Annotated in this window: 15 protein-coding genes, 1 tRNA gene and 1 pseudogene; 10 read left to right on the top strand and 7 right to left on the bottom strand. The window is 51.2% G+C overall.

Annotated features, from left to right (window positions below; translation table 11 throughout):
- The first annotated feature begins 2 nt into the window (after positions 1-2).
- Positions 3-644 (top strand): TetR/AcrR family transcriptional regulator, encoded by a 642-nt coding sequence (locus H3L95_RS07525; RefSeq protein ID WP_040667940.1) that lies wholly within the window; start codon positions 3-5, stop codon positions 642-644.
- 293 nt (positions 645-937) lie between these two features.
- Here H3L95_RS07525 and H3L95_RS07520 read toward each other — a convergent pair.
- A tRNA-Ile gene (locus H3L95_RS07520) sits at positions 938-1,013 on the bottom strand.
- A 52-nt stretch (positions 1,014-1,065) separates the two neighbouring features.
- Positions 1,066-1,191 (bottom strand): annotated as a pseudogene (locus H3L95_RS07515) (IS5/IS1182 family transposase); the annotation flags it as partial.
- Positions 1,192-1,659: 468 nt separating this feature from the next.
- On the opposite strand from H3L95_RS07515, the gene H3L95_RS07505 reads away from it, so the two are divergent.
- The 7 genes from H3L95_RS07505 (at position 1,660) to nqrF (ending at position 9,347) form a co-directional block, all read left to right on the top strand.
- Positions 1,660-3,081 carry a sodium:proton antiporter gene (locus tag H3L95_RS07505; RefSeq protein ID WP_003755974.1) on the top strand — a complete coding sequence of 474 codons (1,422 nt, stop codon included), beginning with the start codon at positions 1,660-1,662 and terminating at the stop codon, positions 3,079-3,081.
- A 464-nt stretch (positions 3,082-3,545) separates the two neighbouring features.
- Positions 3,546-4,889: a Na(+)-translocating NADH-quinone reductase subunit A gene (locus H3L95_RS07500; protein ID WP_003755978.1), complete on the top strand. Its 1,344-nt coding sequence runs from the start codon at positions 3,546-3,548 to the stop codon at positions 4,887-4,889.
- 2 nt (positions 4,890-4,891) lie between these two features.
- Positions 4,892-6,124 carry an NADH:ubiquinone reductase (Na(+)-transporting) subunit B gene (locus tag H3L95_RS07495; protein WP_003755979.1) on the top strand — a complete coding sequence of 411 codons (1,233 nt, stop codon included), beginning with the start codon at positions 4,892-4,894 and terminating at the stop codon, positions 6,122-6,124.
- Positions 6,117-6,893: a Na(+)-translocating NADH-quinone reductase subunit C gene (locus tag H3L95_RS07490; RefSeq protein ID WP_003755982.1), complete on the top strand. Its 777-nt coding sequence runs from the start codon at positions 6,117-6,119 to the stop codon at positions 6,891-6,893. The genes H3L95_RS07495 and H3L95_RS07490 overlap by 8 nt, the downstream gene beginning before the upstream one ends.
- On the top strand, positions 6,893-7,519 hold the full coding sequence (locus H3L95_RS07485; protein WP_003755984.1) for an NADH:ubiquinone reductase (Na(+)-transporting) subunit D: 627 nt from the start codon (positions 6,893-6,895) through the stop codon (positions 7,517-7,519). Before H3L95_RS07490 ends, H3L95_RS07485 begins: the two co-directional genes overlap by 1 nt.
- A gap of 3 nt (positions 7,520-7,522) precedes the next feature.
- Positions 7,523-8,116, top strand: coding sequence for an NADH:ubiquinone reductase (Na(+)-transporting) subunit E (gene nqrE, locus H3L95_RS07480; RefSeq protein ID WP_003755986.1), 594 nt, complete (start codon positions 7,523-7,525; stop codon positions 8,114-8,116).
- A gap of 13 nt (positions 8,117-8,129) precedes the next feature.
- A complete protein-coding gene (nqrF, locus tag H3L95_RS07475; protein ID WP_003755989.1) occupies positions 8,130-9,347 on the top strand; it encodes an NADH:ubiquinone reductase (Na(+)-transporting) subunit F in 1,218 nt (405 codons plus the stop codon).
- A gap of 456 nt (positions 9,348-9,803) precedes the next feature.
- Here nqrF and putA read toward each other — a convergent pair whose 3' ends face one another.
- On the bottom strand, positions 9,804-13,409 hold the full coding sequence (gene putA / locus H3L95_RS07470) for a bifunctional proline dehydrogenase/L-glutamate gamma-semialdehyde dehydrogenase PutA (protein WP_003755993.1): 3,606 nt from the start codon (positions 13,407-13,409) through the stop codon (positions 9,804-9,806).
- A gap of 276 nt (positions 13,410-13,685) precedes the next feature.
- On the bottom strand, positions 13,686-15,212 hold the full coding sequence (gene putP, locus H3L95_RS07465; protein ID WP_003755997.1) for a sodium/proline symporter PutP: 1,527 nt from the start codon (positions 15,210-15,212) through the stop codon (positions 13,686-13,688).
- 761 nt (positions 15,213-15,973) lie between these two features.
- Between putP and H3L95_RS07460 the strand changes: the two genes are divergently transcribed.
- Entirely contained in the window at positions 15,974-17,050 is a 1,077-nt protein-coding gene (locus H3L95_RS07460; protein ID WP_003756000.1) for a TerC/Alx family metal homeostasis membrane protein, read from the top strand.
- Positions 17,051-17,156: 106 nt separating this feature from the next.
- Here the strand turns inward: H3L95_RS07460 and dacB are convergent, their stop codons facing one another.
- Entirely contained in the window at positions 17,157-18,596 is a 1,440-nt protein-coding gene (dacB, locus tag H3L95_RS07455) for a D-alanyl-D-alanine carboxypeptidase/D-alanyl-D-alanine endopeptidase (RefSeq protein ID WP_003756002.1), read from the bottom strand.
- A gap of 165 nt (positions 18,597-18,761) precedes the next feature.
- On the opposite strand from dacB, the gene gloA reads away from it, so the two are divergent.
- Positions 18,762-19,169 (top strand): lactoylglutathione lyase, encoded by a 408-nt coding sequence (gene gloA, locus H3L95_RS07450; protein ID WP_003756006.1) that lies wholly within the window; start codon positions 18,762-18,764, stop codon positions 19,167-19,169.
- 84 nt (positions 19,170-19,253) lie between these two features.
- On the opposite strand, the gene H3L95_RS07445 is transcribed toward gloA, so the two are convergent.
- The gene (locus tag H3L95_RS07445; protein ID WP_003756009.1) at positions 19,254-19,895 is read right to left on the bottom strand and encodes a glutathione S-transferase family protein; all 642 of its coding nucleotides are present in this window, start codon (positions 19,893-19,895) and stop codon (positions 19,254-19,256) included.
- An 84-nt stretch (positions 19,896-19,979) separates the two neighbouring features.
- Positions 19,980-20,621 carry a glutathione S-transferase family protein gene (locus H3L95_RS07440; protein ID WP_003756011.1) on the bottom strand — a complete coding sequence of 214 codons (642 nt, stop codon included), beginning with the start codon at positions 20,619-20,621 and terminating at the stop codon, positions 19,980-19,982.
- Between the last annotated feature and the right edge of the window lie 54 nt (positions 20,622-20,675).

Genomic DNA, 20,675 nt, shown 5'->3' with positions numbered 1-20,675 from the left:
TAATGAACCTCCTTTATGAACAAAATCAAAACCTTCCTACCGTCATGACCGCCAGCAAACAACAAACCATCGCCGACACCGCCCGCCGCCTGTTCCGCGAACACGGTTTTTCCGCCGTATCCGTGGGCGGAATCTGCGCCGAGGCCGCCGTCAGCCGCGTTACCTTTTACAAATATTACAGCGGTAAAAACGCGCTCTTGCAGGAAATCGTTACCAAACAGAAAAACCGCGTCCGTGCCGAATTTGAAAATCTGCTTGCACGGCAATGCAGCCTGCGCGAAGCCGCCGAAGCCGTTTTTGCTCTGCAACGGCGGTCGTTCGACGAGCTTTATTCCGCCGCCTTCCTGCGCGACATCGAAGAGAATACCGATTTGGAGCTGGAACGGTTTTTCCATGAATTGAACGAAGAAAAATACGCCTTTATGCGCGGTTTCTTCCATACCCTGCAACAACGCCGCCTGATTCAGCCCGATTTGCCGGTGGAACTCATTGACCTGTTCATCCGTCAGGCGGATATATTGATGCGCCATCCGCAACTGGCCGCGCTTTATGCCGCTGCGCCGCAAAAGCTGCCGCAGGACGTATTGGGGTTGCTGTTGCACGGTTTGGCGGGAGAAGAGGGAAGGAACGAGGGAGGAGATTGAGTTTTTTGGCGAAGGTGAAAGAGATTCGCTGCATTTCTCATAAAACGTCGTCTGAAAACGAATTGTCGATTTTCAGACGACGTTTTGATTAGATTGCACTAGATTGGCACTAGGAGCTGCATGGGTTTGCCCTGATGCAGGCAAATCAGGCAGGGAATGATTTAGCGAATTTGTCGGCGGAACATCTGCAAGCACATGCTGCGGTATTGGACGGAATCGGGCGATTTCAGACACAAATTGGACACAGTTGCGACATGAAAAAATACCTTGCTTACGCAAGGCATTGATTTGATTGGTGGGTCCGGTGGGGTTCGAACCCACGACCAAGGGATTATGAGTCCCCTGCTCTAACCCCTGAGCTACAGACCCGTTCAAGAGTAGGGGCGTATTGTATCATAAATTATTCCGCTTACAAGGTCGTCTGAAAAAGATATAGTGGATTAACTTTAAACCAGTACGGCGTTGCCTCGCCTTGCCGTACTATCTGTACTGTCTGCGGCTTCGTCGCCTTGTCCTGATTTAAATTTAATCCACTATAATGTGTCTGCTATTGCCGACCGGCTTTATATTGATCATTTGGGTTGTACTGCCGCGGTAGACTTGTTTTGACTGTGGTTTGCTGCTTTGGGTGGAAAGCGGATTTCGGCGGTCGATAATTTCCTGTCCAATGGGCTGAGTGTAAATGTTTGGAAAAATAAATCTAAAGTTATATTTTGATAGTTTACATTGTTTTGACCTAGCATTTTATTTTCAAAAGGATTTTGAAAATCTGATTCGGCAGACATGGTGGAATAGGGGATTGAATATTGAGAAACAAGGTAGGGCGGTCGGTTATTTTGACTGGTTTGGGGCGGGGTTTTCACTTACAATCAAACAAGGTTTACATATGGCAACACTCCGCCGCTTGATGCCAAGGTTGGTTGCAGACGTTTTTGTTTGATTTCACGGCATTGTGCGGATGTGTTTGTCTAGGCTTTTCGTCCATAAGAAAAACTAAGAAAAACAAGGAAAAACAATGCGCCGCTTACCAATTCTATCCCTCATCCTGCTTCCCGCTGTGTCTCACGCCGCTGATTTTGACGGCGCGACGCTCAGTCTGTTTTGGGGTGCGCCGTTCGCGTTGATTCTTTTGTCTATCGCGTTGGGCCCGCTCTTTTTCGCGCATACCTGGCATCACCATTTCGGCAAGATTACGGCGTTTTGGACGCTGCTGTTTTTGGTTCCGTTCGCCGTTGTGTTCGGTTTCGGGGCGGGTGTGCATACGGTTGCCCATGCGCTGGTTGAGGAATATATCCCGTTTATCCTGCTGCTTTTGGCTTTATATACGATTTCGGGCGGGATTTTGGTTTGGGGTAAGCTCAATGGTACGCCTGCGCTGAATACCGGGCTGCTGGCAGCGGGGACGGTGATGGCTTCCTTTATGGGGACGACCGGTGCGGCAATGCTGATGATTCGTCCGCTACTGAAGGCAAACCATTACCGCAAGAATAAGGTGCATGTCGTTATATTCTTTATTTTTTTGGTGGCAAATATCGGCGGCGGCCTGACGCCGTTGGGCGATCCTCCGCTGTTTTTAGGCTTCTTGAAGGGCGTGGATTTCATGTGGACGGTGAAACACATGTTGATGCCCGTATTGATCAGTACGGTGGTGCTGTTGCTGGTGTTTTATATTATCGACAGCCGTTATCACGCGCGTGAAGCCAATGTGGAACAGATTCGGCAGGAAGAGGAGGCCGATGAAGATTTGCGTATTGCCGGCAAATGGAATTTTCTGCTGCTGGCGGGCGTGGTCGGTGCGGTTTTGCTGTCCGGCTTGTGGAAGCCCGATCATCCGGGGTTTGAAATTTTAGGCAGCCACTATGCGTTGCAAAACTTGGTGCGCGATGTGATTTTGCTGGTGCTGACCGTTGTTTCGTTGCTGATTACGCCCAAACAGGTCAGGGCGGGCAATGAATTCAATTTCGACCCGATTGCCGAAGTGGGCAAACTGTTTTTGGGTATTTTCATTACGATTTCCCCTGTTTTGGCGATTTTGAAGGCAGGCGAGGCGGGTGCGCTGGGTGCGGTGGTGTCGTTGGTGCATGACGCTTCGGGCAATCCGATTAATACGATGTATTTCTGGATGAGCGGTTTGTTGTCCGCCTTTTTGGATAATGCGCCTACTTATTTGGTGTTCTTTAATATGGCGGGCGGCGATGCTCAGGCGCTGATGACGGGGCATCTGTTCCATTCGCTGTTGGCAGTATCCATGGGTTCGGTATTTATGGGCGCGCTCACTTATATCGGCAATGCGCCGAACTTTATGGTTAAAGCGATTGCCGAGCAGCGCGGCGTGCCGATGCCGACTTTCTTCGGTTATATGATGTGGTCGGTGGGGGTATTGATTCCGCTGTTTATACTGCACACGCTGATCTTCTTCGTTTGGCAGTTGTTCTGATTCCTAAACTTCGAAAGGTCGTCTGAAAACCTGATTCTTGTCATCGGTTTTCAGACGACCTTTTGTATTCTGCCGCTTGTTTCGAAGGGATTAATTTGGGGCATCAATATCTTGGATTTTATTGGAGGGCTGTTTTGCGTGGGATTCGGGGCAGGAAGCTGGAAAAAATCTGCGTAAATCTGACATAAGGCGGGCTGTTCCTGCTAAAATCAAACGTTTTACAGTTTTCATTTATAGTGGATTAAATTTAAATCAGGACAAGGCGACGAAGCCGCAGACAGTACAGATAGTACGGCAAGGCGAGGCAACGCCGTACTGGTTTAAAGTTAATCCACTATAATTGTTGTTTTCCGTAAGTAAGGCTTTACTTTCAGACGACCTTCCCCATGCTTTGCCATTTCAAACGTCGTCTGAAAAGTTGGAACATTTTATTCTGTTTAACTCATCACAAGTAATGCAAATCTATGATTAAAATCAAAAAAGGCCTAGACCTGCCCATCGCGGGCAGACCGGAGCAAGCCGTTTACGACGGTCCGGCCATTACCGAAGTCGCGTTGCTTGGCGAAGAATATGCCGGTATGCGCCCCTCGATGAAAGTCAAGGAAGGCGATGCCGTCAAAAAAGGCCAAGTGCTGTTTGAAGACAAGAAAAATCCGGGCGTGGTGTTTACTGCGCCGGCTTCCGGCAAAATCGCTGCGATTCACCGCGGTGAAAAGCGCGTGCTTCAGTCGGTCGTGATTGCCGTTGAAGGCGATGACGAAATCGAGTTCGAACGCTACGTGCCCGATGCGTTGGCAAACTTAAGCGGCGAAGAAGTGCGCCGCAATCTGATTCAATCCGGTTTGTGGACTGCGCTGCGTACCCGTCCGTTCAGCAAAATCCCCGCCGTCGATGCCGAACCGTTCGCCATTTTCGTCAATGCGATGGATACCAATCCGCTGGCGGCAGACCCTGTGGTCGTCATCAAAGAAGCCGCCGAGGATTTCAGACGAGGTTTGCTGGTGTTGAGCCGTCTGACCGAACGCAAAATCCATGTTTGTAAAGCAGCCGGTGCGGACGTGCCGTCTGAAAACGCCGCCAATATTGAAACACACGAATTCGACGGCCCGCATCCCGCTGGTTTGAGCGGTACGCACATTCATTTCATCGAGCCTGTCGGCGCGAATAAAACCGTGTGGACCATCAATTATCAAGACGTGATTGCCATCGGACGTTTGTTCGTAACAGGTCGTCTGAATACCGAGCGCGTGGTTGCTTTGGGCGGCCCGCAAGTCAACAAACCACGCCTCTTGCGTACCGTTTTGGGTGCGAAGGTGTCGCAAATTACCGCCGGTGAATTGGTTGACGCAGACAACCGCGTGATTTCCGGTTCGGTATTGAACGGCGCGATTGCACAAGGCGCGCATGATTATTTGGGACGCTGCCACAATCAGATTTCCGTTATCGAAGAAGGCCGCAGCAAAGAGCTGTTCGGCTGGGTTGCGCCGCAGCCGGACAAATACTCGATTACGCGTACGACCCTCGGCCATTTCCTGAAAAACAAACTCTTCAAGTTCACAACAGCCGTCAACGGCGGCGACCGCGCTATGGTTCCTATCGGTACTTACGAGCGCGTGATGCCGCTGGACATCCTGCCCACCTTGCTTTTGCGCGATTTAATCGTCGGCGATACCGACAGCGCGCAGGCTTTGGGTTGCTTGGAATTGGACGAAGAAGACCTCGCTTTGTGCAGCTTCGTCTGCCCGGGCAAATACGAATACGGCCCGCTGTTGCGCAAGGTGCTGGAAACCATTGAGAAGGAAGGCTGATTATGGGCTTGAAACATTTTCTGGAAAAAATCGAACCGCACTTCCTGCCGGGCGGCAAACATGAAAAATGGTATGCCCTCTATGAAGCTGCGGCGACGATTTTCTACACATCCGGCGCGGTAACGCGCAAAGCGGCACACGTCCGCGACGCGCTCGACTCCAAACGCATGATGATTTTGGTGTGGCTGGCTTTGTTCCCCGCCATGTTTTACGGCATGTACAACGTCGGCGCGCAGGCATTCGGTGCGCTGACACCCGATTTGCTGCAACAAAGCATCGCCAACGACTGGCATTACGCCCTTGCCAACGCTTTGGGCATTAATATGTCGTCTGAAGCGGGCGTGTTGGGCAAAATGCTGTTCGGCGCGATTTACTTCCTGCCGATTTACGCAACCGTATTTATCGTCGGCGGTTTCTGGGAAGTCTTGTTTGCCACCGTACGCAAACACGAAATCAACGAAGGTTTCTTCGTGACTTCGATTCTGTTTGCCTTAATCGTTCCGCCTACGCTGCCGCTGTGGCAGGCTGCCTTGGGTATTACCTTCGGCGTGGTGGTTGCGAAAGAGGTATTCGGCGGTACGGGTAAAAACTTTATGAACCCCGCGCTGGCAGGTCGTGCCTTCTTGTTCTTCGCTTATCCCGCCAATATTACCGGCGACACCGTTTGGACGGCAGTTGACGGCTATTCTGGCGCAACTGCGTTGGCGCAATGGGCGGCACACGGTTCGGAAGGTCTGAAAAACGCCGTTACCAATCAACCTATTACTTGGATGGATGCGTTTATCGGCAACTTGCCCGGTTCTATCGGCGAAGTATCCACTTTGGCGCTTTTAATCGGCGGCGCGTTTATCGTGTTTGCCCGCATCGCTTCTTGGCGCATCATTGCCGGCGTGATGATCGGTATGATTGCGATGTCTTCGCTGTTTAACGTCATCGGTTCAGACACTAACCCGATGTTCAGCATGCCTTGGTACTGGCATCTGGTCGTCGGCGGCTTCGCCATCGGTATGTTGTTTATGGCGACCGACCCCGTTTCCGCTTCCTTTACCAATGTCGGCAAATGGTGGTACGGAGCGCTAATCGGCGTGATGTGCGTGTTAATCCGCGTGGTCAATCCGGCTTACCCTGAAGGCATGATGTTGGCGATTCTGTTTGCCAACCTGTTTGCCCCGATTTTCGACTATTTCGTCGCACAAGCGAACATCAAACGCAGAAAGGCGCGCAGCAATGGCTAAGAAATTCGATAAAGACAGCTTCAGCGGCACGCTGATTGTGGTGTTGGCGGTCAGCCTGATTTGCTCGGTCATCGTGGCGGGCGCAGTTGTCGGCTTGAAACCGGTGCAGGAAAAACAAAAGGTTCAGGATAAACAAAGCTACATCCTGAGCGTTGCCGGTTTGCTCGATAAAAATACCGACATCAGCAAAACCTTTGCCGACCGTATCGAACAACGCGTGGTCGATTTGGCGACCGGCGAATATGTGAAAGACGCGCCGAAAGACTTCAGCGCACGCGTTGCCGCCAAAGACCCCGCGCAAAGCATCCAAATCAAACCTGAAGACGATTTGGCAGGCATCAAAAGCCGCGCCAAATACACCGAAGTTTATTTGGTAAAAGGCGATGACGGCAAAGTCAGCCAAATTGTTCTGCCTATGCACGGCAACGGTTTGTGGTCGGTCATGTACGGCTTCGTCGCCATCCAACCCGACGGCAACACCATCAACGGCATCACTTACTACGACCAAGGCGAAACTCCGGGCTTGGGCGGCGAAATCGGCAATCCGTTGTGGCAACAAAAATTCGTCGGCAAAAAACTCTTTGACGAACAAGGCAAACTTGCCCTGCATGTTTCCAAAGGCGGAAGCTCGGACAAAGAGCATGGCGTAGATGCCCTTTCCGGCGCATCGCTGACTTCCAAAGGCGTACAAGGTTCGTTTGCCTACTGGTTCGGCGAAAACGGCTATATCCCCTACCTGAACAAATTGAAATCAGCAGGAGCACAATAATGGCTGATATGAAACGCTTGAAACATTTAATGTTTTCACCCTTTATCGACAACAACCCGATTGCCTTGCAGGTTTTGGGTATTTGTTCGGCGCTGGCGGTTACCACCAAACTTCAGACGGCCATCGTGATGGGTATTTCCGTTAGTTTGGTAACCGGTTTTTCCAGCTTCTTCATCTCGCTGGTGCGCAACTACATCCCGAACAGCATCCGCATTATCGTGCAGATGGCGATTGTCGCGTCGCTGGTTACGCTGGTTGACCAATTGTTGCAGGCCTATGCCTACGAATTGTCCAAACAGCTCTCCGTATTCGTCGGCCTGATTATTACCAACTGTATCGTGATGGGTCGTGCCGAAGCCTTCGCCATGAAAGAGCCGCCGCTGGAAAGTTTGGTGGACGGCATCGGTAACGGCGCAGGTTACGGCATGATGCTGATTATTATCGCAACCATCCGCGAGCTTATCGGCTCAGGCAAACTCTTGGGCTACACCGTTTTCCAAACCGTGCAGGACGGCGGCTGGTATCAAACCAACGGCCTCTTCCTGTTGGCACCGAGCGCGTTCTTCATCATCGGCTTTTTGATTTGGGGTTTGCGCACATGGAAACCCGAACAGGCGGAGGAATAAGACATGGAACATTATTTAAGCCTTTTTGTGAAATCCGTCTTCATTGAAAACATGGCGCTGTCCTTCTTCTTGGGCATGTGTACTTTTTTGGCGGTATCGAAAAAAGTATCCACCGCATTCGGCTTGGGCGTTGCCGTTACCTTCGTACTCGGCCTGTCCGTCCCTGCCAACCAGCTCGTTTACTCGCTGCTTAAAGACGGCGCGATTGTCAAAGGCGTGGATTTGACTTTCCTGAAATTCATCACCTTCATCGGCGTGATTGCGGCTTTGGTGCAGATTCTGGAAATGTTCTTGGACAAATTCGTTCCCGCCCTCTATAACGCGCTGGGCATCTACCTGCCGCTGATTACCGTAAACTGCGCGATTTTTGGTGCTGTTTCGTTTATGGCGCAACGCGAATACAACTTCGGCGAATCCGTCGTGTACGGCTTTGGCGCGGGTTTAGGCTGGATGTTGGCAATTGTCGCTTTGGCGGGCATTACCGAAAAAATGAAATATTCGGACGCTCCCAAAGGCCTCAAAGGACTGGGCATCACCTTCATCTCCGCCGGCCTGATGGCGATGGCGTTTATGTCGTTCTCCGGCATCCAGTTATAAGAAAGGATTCGGCATGGAAATTATTTTAGGTATCGTGATGTTTACCGTCATCGTCTTGGCTTTGGCACTGATGATTCTGTTTGCCAAATCCAAGCTGGTGAGCGAAGGCGACATCACCATCAAAGTCAATGATGAAAAAGAGCTGACTATGCCCGCCGGCGGCAAACTGTTGGGCGCGCTTGCCAGCCAAGGCATCTTCGTACCCTCCGCCTGCGGTGGCGGTGGTTCGTGCGGACAATGCCGCGTTGTCGTAAAAAGCGGCGGCGGCGACATTCTGCCGACCGAGTTGTCCCACATCAGCAAACGCGAAGCGCGCGAAGGCTGCCGTCTGTCTTGTCAGGTCAACGTCAAAACCGACATGGACATCGAAGTACCGGAAGAAGTGTTCGGCGTGAAAAAATGGGAATGCACTGTCATCTCCAACGACAACAAAGCCACGTTCATTAAAGAACTCAAGCTTGCCATTCCTGAAGGCGAAGAAGTTCCCTTCCGCGCCGGCGGCTACATTCAAATCGAAGCCCCGCCACACACCGTTGCCTACAAAGACTTCGACATTCCTAAGGAATATCACGAAGACTGGGACAAATACAATCTGTGGCAATACGTTTCCAAAGTGGACGAGCCGATTTTGCGTGCCTACTCCATGGCTTCATACCCTGAAGAAAAAGGCATCATCATGTTGAACGTACGTATCGCCACGCCGCCTCCGCGCGTACCCGATGCGCCTCCAGGACAAATGTCCTCCTACATTTGGTCGCTTAAACCAGGTGATAAAGTAACCATCTCTGGTCCGTTCGGCGAATTCTTCGCCAAAGACACCGATGCCGAAATGGTATTCATCGGCGGCGGTGCAGGTATGGCGCCGATGCGTTCCCACATTTTCGACCAGTTGAAACGTTTGAATTCCAAACGCAAAATCACCTTCTGGTACGGCGCACGTTCGAAACGCGAAATGTTCTATGTTGAAGACTTCGACCAACTCGCATCAGAATTCCCGAACTTCACATGGCACGTCGCCCTATCCGACCCGCTGCCGGAAGACAACTGGGACGGCTACACAGGCTTCATCCACAACGTGGTTTACGAAAACCACCTGAAAAACCACGAAGCACCGGAAGACTGCGAATTCTATATGTGCGGCCCGCCGATCATGAACCAGTCCGTCATCAAAATGCTTAAAGACTTGGGCGTGGAAGATGAAAACATCCTCTTGGATGATTTCGGCGGTTAATATTTGACCTTAAATGCAAAAGGAAGAAACCTCGGTTTCTTCCTTTTTTGTTGATGCGAATTGAAATAGAAGTAGGGTATTTGCCTGCCGTTATCCCTATTTGTCGAAATAACCGGAATAAGTTGCCTCCTCATCTTATCCGCGATATCGCTCAAATTTCTGCTTCATTTTTGAAGGCATAAGTTATAGTGGATTAACTTTAAACCAGTACGGCGTTGCCTTGCCTTAGCTCAAAGAGAACGATTCTCTAAGGTGCTGAAGCACCAAGTGAATCGGTTCCGTACTATCTGTACTGTCTGCGGCTTCGTCGCCTTGTCCTGATTTAAAGTTAATCCACTATACCGAATCCGACTTTTCATCAAAGCATAAAAAGGTCGTCTGAAAACGGACTTAGCGGGTTTTGCTAACGTTTTCAGACGACCTTTGTTCAAACGCTCTGGCGTTTATTCAGTCCTTTTAGTCAGAAACGGCCATCAGGCTGGCGTTGCCGCCGGCGGCTGTGGTGTTGACGCTGCAAGAAATTTCTTCAAACACTTGCAGGATGTCCAAGCCTTGTTCGGACGGGAGGATGCGGATGAGTGCGCCGTCGCGTTTTGCCAGCTCTTGCTTGCGGCTGCTGTCCAGCGGGCTTAGGGCGGCGACGTGGTGCACACCCGTGCTTTCAGGTTTGCTGTTGACTTGCAACAGGCCTTCGAGGTCGGCGGTGTAAGAGGCAAGCGGGCTGTCGGGTTCGACGACGGTTACGATGCCTGCGGCGGCAAGTTCGGTCAGGGCGCAGAAGGCTTGCAGGAGGCTGCCGCCGTGTACCCAGACGCGTTTGGGCGCGCGCCAGCTCATGGCGTTGCGTTCGCCGGTCGGTCCGACCAAGACGGATTCTGCTTGGCGCAGGGTGCGGATGCGGGCGTGTCCCAATGCTGATGCCGCTGCTTTTTTCTCTTCCGCATTAAACGGCAGCTTGTGAATCAGGGCTTCAAGGCGTTTGAGCGCGACTTCGTCCGCTTGTCCGATACGGCTCAGCGGCGGGGCAACCCATTCGGGGATGCGGGTCAGTTTTTGCAGATAGAACGAACCGCCTGCTTTCGGACCTGTACCTGACATACCGTGTCCGCCGAACGGTTGTACGCCGACGACGGCGCCGACGATGTTGCGGTTGACGTAAACGTTACCCGCTTCGATGCGTTCGCGGATGCGTTTGACCGTACCTTCGATACGGCTGTGTACGCCGCTGGTGAGCGCGTAGCCTTTGCTGTTGATTTGGTCGATGATTTGGTCAAGTTCGTCGGCACGGTAGCGGACAACGTGCAGGACGGGACCGAAGACTTCGCGGGTGAGTTCGTTCAAATTGTTGAGTTCGAACAAAATCGGCAGCACGAAAGTGGATTTCGCAGGATCAACGTCGGAGGCGGCTTTGACTTCGTGGTAAGACTTGGCAACGCCTTTCATTTTGTTGATGTGCGATTGCAGGTTTTGCTGCGCTTCAGAATCGATGACGGGGCCTACGTCGGTGGTAAGTTGAACGGGTTTGCCGACGACCAATTCGTCCATCGCGCCTTTGATGATGGCGAGCATCTTGTCGGCAACATCTTCTTGAACGCAAAGGATACGCAGGGCGGAGCAGCGTTGTCCCGCGCTGTCGAAGGCGGAGTTGAGCACGTCCAAGCAAACTTGCTCGGGCAGCGCGGTAGAATCGACAATCATGGCGTTTTGACCGCCGGTTTCGGCAATCAATACGGGGCTGTCGTCGCGTTTGGCAAGGGCTTTGTTAATCAGTTGCGCCACTTCGGTTGAGCCGGTGAAAATCACGCCACCGATGCGCGGGTCGCCTGTCAGCGCTGCGCCGACATCGCCTGCGCCGAGGACAAGTTGCAAGGCGGAAGTCGGGATGCCTGCTTCGTGCATCAGGGAAACGGCGTAGCTGGCAATCAGGCTGGTTTGTTCGGCAGGTTTGGCGATAACGGTGTTACCGGCTGCCAATGCGGAAACGACTTCGCCGGTAAAGATGGCGAGCGGGAAGTTCCACGGGCTGATGGCGACGATGGCGCCGACGGCTTTGGCGTCTTTGGGCAGGGTGTTTTCGGCTTCTCCTGCGTAGTAGCGGCAGAAGTCGACGGCTTCGCGCACTTCGGCGACGGCGTTGTTCAACGTTTTACCGGCTTCGCGCACGGCAAGCATCATCAGCGCGGGGGTGTGCTGCTCCAGCAAATCGGCGAAGCGGCGCAGGCATTCGGCGCGCTCGGCGGCTGGCGTCGCGCTCCATTCAGGAAACGCGGCAACGGCTGCACCGACGGCTTCTTGGGCAAGCGCGGCATCGGCAAAGCTGACTGTGCCGACGATGTCGTCGTGGTCGGCGGGGTTTTTAATCGGTTGCGCTTCGCCGACATCGCGGGCTTTGCCGTTGATAATGGATGCGGCATGGAAGTCTTGCGCGGCGGCGCGGTTGAGTTTTTCTTGAAGCTGTTGCAACACGGTTTCGTTGCTGAAATCGACGCCTTGAGAATTCAGACGACCCCTGCCGTACAAATCGCGCGGCAGCGGCAAGGCGTTGTGCAGGTGGATGCCTTGTTCAGCGATGGTGTCGAACGGGCTGCGGATCAGCGTGTCGATGCTGATGTTTTCATCGACGATTTGGTTGACGAACGACGAGTTCGCGCCGTTTTCCAACAGGCGGCGCACCAAGTAGGCGAGCAGGGTTTCGTGTGTACCGACCGGGGCGTACACGCGCACGCGGCGGCCTAAGTTTTGCGGGCCGACCACTTGGTCGTACAAGGTTTCGCCCATGCCGTGCAGGCATTGGTGTTCAAAGTCTTTGCCTTTGCCCATTTGGTAAATCGCGCCCAAGGTGTAGGCGTTGTGGGTGGCGAATTGCGGGAACACGGCGTCTTGCGCGTCCAGCAGTTTGCGCGCGCAGGCGAGGTAGGAGATGTCGGTATGGACTTTGCGGGTGTAGGTCGGATAGCCGTCCAAGCCGTCCACTTGCGCCCATTTGATTTCGCTGTCCCAGTACGCGCCTTTGACGAGGCGGATCATCAGTTTTTGGTTGTTGCGGCGGGCAAGGTCAATCAGATAGTCGATGACGAAGGGGCAGCGTTTTTGGTATGCCTGAACGACAAAGCCGATGCCTTTGTAACCTGCCAAATCGGGGTCGGAAACGAGTGCTTCCATCAAATCCAAAGACAGCTCCAAACGGTTGGCTTCTTCGGCGTCGATATTGATACCGATATCGTATTTTTTACCCAAAAGGAACAGCTCTTTCAGACGAGGTAAGAGTTCGCTCATCACGCGTTCGTGTTGGGCGCGCGAGTAGCGCGGATGGATGGCGGAAAGTTTGACGGAAATGCCGTTGCCTTCATAGACGCCTTGTCCGGCGGCGTCTTTACCGATGGCGTGAATGGCTTGGACGTAGTCGTTGTAATAGCGGTCGGCATCTTCTTGGGTGAAGGCGGCTTCGCCCAACATATCGAAGGAGAAGCGGTAGCCCATTTTTTCGCGCTCTTTGCCGTTTTGCAGCGCTTCTTCAATGGTTTGTCCGGTAACAAACTGCTTGCCCAACAGGCGCATGGCGTAGTTCACGCCTTGGCGGATCAGGGGTGCGCCGCCTTTGCTGACGAGGCGGTTCAGAGCCGAACCCATCTGCTTGTCGCTCGGCGCGGTCAGTTTGCCGGTAATCAGCAAGCCCCATGCGGCGGCGTTGACGAACAGGGACGGGCTGTTGTTCAAATGGCTTTTCCAGTTGCCTTCGGAAATTTTGTCGGCAATCAGGCGGTCGCGCGTCGCATTGTCGGGAATGCGCAGCAAAGCCTCCGCCAGACACATCAGCGCAATGCCTTCTTCGCTGGAGAGCGAAAACTCGTGCATCAGCGCATCCACCCCGCTGGCTTTGGTGCGGCTGGCACGAACCTGCGTAACCAAACGGCGCGCGAGTTCGGACGCCGCCCGACGCTCCTCATCGCTCATCTGGGCGCGTTGCAGCATATCCTGAACGGCTTCGATTTCGTCGCGGCGGTAAGCATCGGTAATCGCTTGGCGCAGTGGCGTTTGTGTCGGAAAAGCAAAGTCAAACATTTTAAGGTTCTCCAAAGTTTTTATGATGATTTTCAGACGACCCCATCCCTTTTCGAGGTCGTCTGAAAAGATTTAAAGCATATAGATAATATCTTAATAAATTTATAAGGGCCGGACAAGCAATTTATCTCAAAAACAGGATTTTTTGCTTTGATAAAAAGCAGATAAAGCTAAAAGACCGCATTATCCGCATGAGCATCAATATAAAAATAAAACCTGCCTTCCCGTATAAAAATTCAGACGACCTACGGTCAACGGCAGGTCGTCTGAAAACACTTATTTCGCCTCGCGGTATTCTGTGTCCGCTTTTTCAAAACGTTCTTGGATTTCACGAGACGGCTCTTTGTCGACAAGTGAAACGATAATAGCGACCACCAAGCAGGCGATAAAGCCGGGGACGATTTCGTACATGGTCAAAAGACCGGTTTCATTTGCTGTCAAAGCAGGTTTTTTGACCCACTCCGCCCACGCCACCACAGTCAGCGCGCCGGCAATCATGCCCGACAAAGCACCGTATGCCGTAATGCGTTTCCACAATACCGACAGAATCACAATCGGACCGAACGCCGCGCCGAAACCTGCCCACGCATAAGATACCAAGCCTAAAACTTTGCTCTTAGGGTCGGACGCAATCAGAATAGAGATAATGGCAATCGCCAATACCATCAGACGGCCCACCCATACCAATTCTGATTGCGGCGCATTTTTACGCAAAAAGCCTTTGTAGAAGTCTTCGGTAATCGCGCTGGAGCAAACCAAAAGCTGGCAAGACAAAGTGGACATGACCGCCGCCAAAATCGCGCTCAAAATAATGCCTGCAATCCAAGGGTTGAACAGCAGAGTAGAAAGCGCGATGAAGATACGTTCGTGGTTGCCGTGCATGGAAGCGGTTTGGTCAGGATTGGCACCAAAATACGCAATGCCGAAATAACCGACCGCCACTGCGCCTGCCAGACACAACACCATCCAAGTCATACCGATGCGGCGTGCGGACACCAGTGATTTCGCGCTTTCAGCCGCCATAAAGCGCGCCAAAATGTGCGGCTGACCGAAATAGCCCAAGCCCCATGCGGCGGTGGAAATAATGCCGATGACGGTCGTACCGGCAAGCAGACTGTTATATTCCTTGCCTGTACTTGCGGCAACGCTTTGAATCGCGGCAGACATTTGTTCTGCACCGCCCAGACCCAAATACACCATCATAGGTGTCAAAATCAGCGCAAAAATCATCAAAGAAGCTTGCAGCGTATCCGTCCAGCTGACCGCCAAGAATCCGCCCAAGAAGGTATAGGCAATGGTTGCACCCGCACCCAGCCACATCGCCTGCTTGTAAGTCATGCCTTCAAACAGGCTTTGGAATAAGGTTGCCCCCGCCACAATGCCCGAAGCGCAATAAATCGTGAAGAAAAACAGAATAATCAGCGCGGAAACCACTTTCATCAAATGTCCGCCCGCGCCGAAGCGGTGGAAGAAATAATCCGGCAGCGTCAGCGCGTTATTGGCATGTTCGGTATGAACGCGCAGACGACCAGCTAGCAAAAGCCAGTTGAAATACGCGCCGATCACCAAACCGATGGCAATCCAAGATTTATTCAAACCGTAAAGATAAATCTCGCCGGGCAGACCCATCAAAAGCCAACCCGACATATCGGACGCACCCGCCGACATCGCCGTAACAAACGGACCCAAGCTGCGCCCGCCCAAAATATAATCATCGAAATTGCGCGTGGAGAAATACGCGGCCAGACCAATCAAGAGAACGGCAATCAGATAGATTGCAAAAGTGATATACATGGGATTCATGTACTATTCCTCATCTAAAACTTCAAAATCACGGGTTGATGAAATTGCAGGCAATCCACGCCCAAACATTTTTCTAATTAAAATACAGCGGAAATTTCTATTTTTTGTAGCTTGTTAGAAATAAATCATTTATTAATTCAATTAGATATGTAATTAAAACATATTAAATTGTAAATAATCCGTTTGAGGATACCTGAAAACAGTAGGCTTGCAAAGCTCATGATGACCGTTGCTTGCCGGTTTTACTGAAATATTTTTCAAACCATATTAAAAACATTAGTTTACAAATTATCTTGAAAAATATTGCATTTAAATAGGCTTGAAACTATCTTTCTGAAGCATTTGGAAACGGATGCGGATTGAATGTAATCAGACAACAAGTTAATCCACTATAAATCGGATAGGGTTTAGGAAGTCGATGAGGCAAGGCAAGGGGTCGTCTGAAATTTTCAGACGACCCCTTACTGGTCTGTTGGGCGTGGATAAAGAGCGGAATCCGGTTTGTGCCGGTTGTCGGAAATATAGTGGATTAAATTTAAATCAGGACAAGGTGACGAAGCCGCAGACAGTACAGATAGTACGGAACCGATTCACTTGGTGCTTCAGCACCTTAGAGAATCGTTCTCTTTGAGCTAAGGCGAGGTAACGCCGCCCTGGTTTAAAGTTAATCCACTATATTACATTATCTTTATTGGATTTCTCTATATTATTCCGCGTTGTTTCACTATACTTACGCTTTATTTTGATAACAAAGGCTTTTTATGAACCATTTGGGTTTCCCCATTGAAACCGTCGCCGTTTTCGTGATTTTGTCTGTGGGCGCGATTGCCATCGATTTATTCGCCCATAGGGACAACAAACCGATGTCGCTGAAAAGTGCCGCGATATGGTCGTTGTTTTGGGTATTGATATCGATTTTGTTCGGCGCATTTTTATGGGTTCATCACGGCAGTGAAGCTGCCAGCCTGTTCTTTACCGGCTATGCTTTGGAAAAAGTATTGTCCGTAGATAATCTGTTTTTAATGATGGCGGTTTTTGCTTGGTTTAAAGTGCCTGAGGGCCTGCGCCACCGCGTTTTGTACTGGGGGATTATCGGCGCGATTATTTTCCGCATGATTTTTGTCGCCATCGGTGCCGGACTGTTGGCATTGGGGCCGATTGTGGAAGTGGTTTTTGCCGTCATTGTCGGCTATACCGCCGTTATGATGCTGCGTCGGGATGAAGAGGAGGGCGAAGAAGATGCCGATTATTCCGAACATTTGGCATATCGTGCAGTCCATCGCTTTTTCCCTGTGTTTCCCCGTCTTTACGGCAGCCATTTTTTCTTAAAAGGCGAGGAGTTGAAAAAAGCGCATGAGCAATATCCCGAGGTGCGGCTTGAGCCGGCGGGTGAAGACCTCAAGCATCCTGAAAATAACCATCCTCAGAAAATGCGTAAAGGGCAGTTGGTCGCGACGCCGCTGTTTTTATGTTTGGCAGTGATTGAGTTGTCGGACGTGATGTTCGCGTTTGACAGCGTACCTGCGGTGATTGCCGTATCTAAAGAACCGTTGATTGTTTACAGCGCCATGATGTTCGCCATTTTGGGCTTGCGTACGCTTTATTTCGTATTGGAAGCGTTGAAGGGCTATTTGGTTCATTTGGAAAAAGCTGTGGTCGTATTGCTGTTTTTCATTGCTGCCAAGCTGGGATTGTCGGCGAGCAATCATATGTTCCATCACGGATGGGACATTTCGCCCAATACGTCTTTGCTGGTTGTTTTGGTTGTGCTGACCTGCGGGATTGCCGCTTCCTTCATTTTCCCGGACAAGAAAAATAAAGGTAAAGCCGATTCGTGACCCGCTTCGTTCAGTAAAACGGAACAGTAGGATTTGCGACCTCTGAAAAACACTTCAGGCAGCCGGAAAGTCATTTCTCCGGCTGCCTGAAGTGTTTTGATGCTTTTTAAGCTTCCATCCGTTCTGCGCACTTCATTTTCGCATCAATCCAAGCGTCACCGCCGGGCTGTACGATTTTTGAAACCAGTTTATCCAAATCATTCAGATAGTTGGTTGCATTCGGACTGTTAATCACCACCACCACGATCATGGGTTTGTCTCCCAGCCAATATCCGGCGAGGGCGCGTACATCTTTGAGCGTGCCCGTTTTCAGGCGCAGGGCAGGGCCTGCCTGTTTGAGACGGTATTTCAGCGTGCCGTCTTTGCCGGCAATGGGTAAGGTATCGATGAAGTCTTGTTTGAACGGGCTGAAATAGGCTTTTTCCAGCATTTGCGCCAACATATTGGCGCTGACGCGTTCACGGCGGGATAGGCCCGAACCGTTTTCCAAGACCAAGTTTTCCGTATCTACGCCCGCGGTAGCCAATTCACGTTTTACGGCTGAAGAGGCTTGCTGCAAGGCGGAGTTGCCGGAATGCTCGCCTCCCAATTTCAGGAATACGGAACGCGCAATCAGATTATTCGAATATTTGTTCATGTCCGTCAAAATGGCAGACATGGGTTTGGATTGGTGTACTGACAGCGTTTTGGCATGAGGCGGTACGGATGCGGCCCTGATACCGTCGGTAATTTCTCCGCCTGAATAACGCCATTGGTTGATAAAGCTCTTTTGTACAAATTCACGCATGTTCAACATGTTGACGTACATTTCACTGCCCAAACACGATTCCGGAACTTTGCCGGAAACATGCAATACGCCGCCTTTGTAGTTTGCGCGCATATGGTTTTGTAAGGCTTTGCAGGATGCGTTTGATGACGTGACGTTGATTTTGTTGTCGATTTTAATATCGGGAAGGGGCGGGTTGGTCACAAGATCCACACCGCCCATGTCATTGCGTTCCGGTTTGACCGATACGACTTTGTAAGCCAGCATATGCGGGTCGGGCGGCGTCATAAATAGAGAGCCGACATCGGATTCGAAATCGCTCGGATTTTGAATATCTCCCCATAAATGGCGGTCGAGTACCAAGCCGCCGGTGATTTTGCGTATGCCTTTATCGCGCAATTGCTGCTGCATCCCGACCAAGCCTTCTTGGTCGAAAACAGGGTCTCCGCTGCCGATCCAATAAATATCGCCTTGCAAGGTGTCGCCTTGAATCGTGCCGTCGCTTTTGAATTGGGTCGTCCAGCGGTAATCGCCGCCCAAGGCTTTAAATGCGGCAAATGCTGTAACCAGCTTCATGGTCGATGCGGGGTTGACCGGCACATTCGAACGGTGGTCGACCAAGACGTTTCCGCTGTCCAATTCTTGAACATACACGGAAATTTCGTCTTGAGGGATGCGGCCGAAATCGATGGCAAATGCCGGCAAAGAGAGGATGGACAGCCATAAAAGAGCGGCTGTTTGTCTTAACTTCATGATAGTTCTGAAAAACACATAAAGCATAATTATAAAGCAAGGTCGTCTGAAAAACGAGGATGGCTGCCTGACGGATGAAAAAGTTGTTTCTTATGGATAAAATGTGTCGCTATTTCGTTCCGTGCAGACAATCGGCGCTTAGGGCGAACTATGATAAAATCTGTTTTTAAAACAATATAAAAGGAATACATTATGCGACTGCTCCATACGATGTTGCGCGTTGGCAACCTCGAAAAATCTTTGGACTTCTATCAAAATGTTTTAGGCATGTCTTTGCTGCGCCGCCACGATTATCCTGAAGGACGGTTTACTTTGGCGTTTGTCGGTTATGGTAATGAAGCCGAAAATACCGTACTGGAATTGACGCACAACTGGGATACGGAAAGCTACGATATCGGCAACGCTTACGGTCATATCGCAGTGGAAGTGGATGATGCGTATGAGGCTTGCGAACGGGTCAGACAAAAAGGCGGCAAAGTTGTGCGCGAGGCGGGACCGATGATGCACGGCACGACCGTTATTGCTTTTGTGGAAGATCCTGACGGTTATAAAATTGAATTTATCCAAAAAAACAGCGGTAATGATTCGGTGAAATACTGATTTTCCAATCGTCTGATAAAAGGTCGTCTGAAAACCTTTCTCAATCGGGTTTTCAGACGACCTTTTTGTTTTAATAGCCTTAATTTATTCCGCAGGCGGCATTTGGGCAACGGTTTCCTGCGCCCATGCCATGGTTTCGGCAAAGGCGGGACGGGCGAGATGTTTGGCGGCGTAGCGTTGCAATATATCGGTTTCATCGGCGGGCAATACTTTAAAGTTTTGCGTTAAGAGCAGAATCAGCCCGGAATAGTACAGATCCAGCGCGGTAAAGCTGTTGCCGATAATGTAGTCGCGGTTTTTCAAGTGTTCGCGCAAGGTGTTCCATGCGGTATCAAAATCGCCGTAACCGATTTGGCGGCGGCGCTCGGGCGTATCGACAGGCAGGTTGTGCAGTTTGTTGAAGGCTGCGTATTCGAGGTGAAGCGACAGGCACATCCAGCGGTAGTATTCGCCGCGTTCCAATGTGTCTGCGGCAGGGATGAGGTGTTTGTCGGGGAACTGTTCCGCCAAAAAGGTAATGATGGCGAGCGATTCGGTCAATACGGTATCGCCGAATTTGAGCGCGGGAACCCGCCCTTGGGGATTGATGGCGAGATATTCGGCGGACTGAATCTGTGCGCCGAATTGGATGGGGACGACGGTGTATTCCGCGCCGCATTCTTTCAACATCCATACGACGTATGTGCCGCGTGAAAAGGGATGGGTGTAGAGCGTGATGTCTTGCATGTCTTTTCCTTTTGCGTTGTGAATGTTTTTGGCGAAACCCGCGCAGTAGGTTTCAGACGACCTTTCGGTTCTAATAATCTTGATTTATGCCACCGGCGGCATTTGGGCGGCGGTTTCCAGCATCCATGCCGTAGTTTCGGCGAAAGCGGGGCGGGCGAGATGTTTGGCGGCGTAGCGTTGCAATACGTCGGTTTCATCGGCGGGCAACACTTTCCAATTTTGCGTTAAGTGCAGAATCAGCGCGGAGCAGTACAAATCCATCGCGGTAAAGCTGTTGCCGACGATGTAGTCGCGGTTTTTCAAGTGTTCGCGCAATGTGTTCCATGCGGTATCGAAATCGCCGTAACCGATTTGGCGGCGGCATTCGGGCGTATCGACGGGCAGGTTGTGCAGTTTGTTGAAGGCTGCGTATTCGAGGTGCATCAATATGCACATCCAGCGGTAGTATTCGCCGCGCTCCACCGTACCTGCGGCGGGGATGAGGTGTTTGTCGGGGAACTGTTCTGCCAAAAAGGTAATGATGGCGGTCGATTCGGTCAGTACGGCATCACCGAATTTGAGTGCGGGGACTTGACCTTGTGGATTGATGGCGAGATATTCGGCGGATTTCATTTGCGTGCCGAACTGGACGGGTACGACGGTGTATTCCGCGCCGCATTCTTTGAGCATCCATACGACGTATCTGCCGCGTGAAAAGGGATGGGTATAGAGCGTGATGTTTTGCATATTTCTTCCTTTTGCACGATGAATGGTTTTGGCAAAACCCACAACAGGGGTTTT

This window comes from Neisseria sicca (genome assembly GCF_014054945.1).
GTDB lineage: Bacteria > Pseudomonadota > Gammaproteobacteria > Burkholderiales > Neisseriaceae > Neisseria > Neisseria sicca.
The sequence above is the reverse complement of the archived record's forward strand: the minus strand, read 5'-3'. Positions and strand labels throughout refer to the sequence as shown.

Excerpts from the sequence above, each read along its gene's own strand:
- H3L95_RS07525 (WP_040667940.1), top strand. The coding sequence starts at position 3 with ATGAACCTCCTTTATGAACAAAATCAAAACCTTCCTACCGTCATGACC.
- H3L95_RS07505 (WP_003755974.1), top strand. The coding sequence starts at position 1,660 with ATGCGCCGCTTACCAATTCTATCCCTCATCCTGCTTCCCGCTGTGTCT.
- H3L95_RS07500 (WP_003755978.1), top strand. The coding sequence starts at position 3,546 with ATGATTAAAATCAAAAAAGGCCTAGACCTGCCCATCGCGGGCAGACCG.
- H3L95_RS07495 (WP_003755979.1), top strand. The coding sequence starts at position 4,892 with ATGGGCTTGAAACATTTTCTGGAAAAAATCGAACCGCACTTCCTGCCG.
- H3L95_RS07490 (WP_003755982.1), top strand. The coding sequence starts at position 6,117 with ATGGCTAAGAAATTCGATAAAGACAGCTTCAGCGGCACGCTGATTGTG.
- H3L95_RS07485 (WP_003755984.1), top strand. The coding sequence starts at position 6,893 with ATGGCTGATATGAAACGCTTGAAACATTTAATGTTTTCACCCTTTATC.
- nqrE (WP_003755986.1), top strand. The coding sequence starts at position 7,523 with ATGGAACATTATTTAAGCCTTTTTGTGAAATCCGTCTTCATTGAAAAC.
- nqrF (WP_003755989.1), top strand. The coding sequence starts at position 8,130 with ATGGAAATTATTTTAGGTATCGTGATGTTTACCGTCATCGTCTTGGCT.
- putA (WP_003755993.1), bottom strand. The coding sequence starts at position 13,409 with ATGTTTGACTTTGCTTTTCCGACACAAACGCCACTGCGCCAAGCGATT.
- putP (WP_003755997.1), bottom strand. The coding sequence starts at position 15,212 with ATGAATCCCATGTATATCACTTTTGCAATCTATCTGATTGCCGTTCTC.
- H3L95_RS07460 (WP_003756000.1), top strand. The coding sequence starts at position 15,974 with ATGAACCATTTGGGTTTCCCCATTGAAACCGTCGCCGTTTTCGTGATT.
- dacB (WP_003756002.1), bottom strand. The coding sequence starts at position 18,596 with ATGCTTTATGTGTTTTTCAGAACTATCATGAAGTTAAGACAAACAGCC.
- gloA (WP_003756006.1), top strand. The coding sequence starts at position 18,762 with ATGCGACTGCTCCATACGATGTTGCGCGTTGGCAACCTCGAAAAATCT.
- H3L95_RS07445 (WP_003756009.1), bottom strand. The coding sequence starts at position 19,895 with ATGCAAGACATCACGCTCTACACCCATCCCTTTTCACGCGGCACATAC.
- H3L95_RS07440 (WP_003756011.1), bottom strand. The coding sequence starts at position 20,621 with ATGCAAAACATCACGCTCTATACCCATCCCTTTTCACGCGGCAGATAC.